The organism is Phycicoccus sp. Root563, from assembly GCF_001427915.1.
Classification (GTDB): domain Bacteria; phylum Actinomycetota; class Actinomycetes; order Actinomycetales; family Dermatophilaceae; genus Pedococcus.
On record NZ_LMGM01000001.1, the window covers coordinates 57,355 to 57,667 of the forward strand.

A 313-nucleotide genomic window follows, 5' to 3' on the forward strand; every position below is an offset into this window, starting at 1 on the left:
GGGGTGGTGTGCCGTGGGTGGCCTCGTGGTCGGAGGGGATGGCGAGGTCGTTCCAGGTGATGGGTCCGCCGCTGGGTGGTTGGTAGGTGCCTGCGGGGACGGGTGGGTCACCTTCGGGTGGTGGGGCGGTCTCGTGGGGTCGGGGTGGGCGGATGGGTAGCCCGTACCGGTTGGTGACGGTGAGTCCGTCGGGGTGGGTGGGGTCGCCGGTGATGGTGTAGTCGCCGCGGTCGATGCCGTCGTGGTGGGCGGTGCAGAGGCTGATCTGGTTGTCGGTGTCGGTGGGGCCGCCGTCGGCCCATGCCTGGAGGTG

At 71.2% G+C, this 313-nt stretch carries 1 pseudogene; it reads right to left on the bottom strand.

The features are described from left to right. Positions 1–313: pseudogene (locus ASD62_RS20410) on the bottom strand (hypothetical protein); the annotation flags it as partial.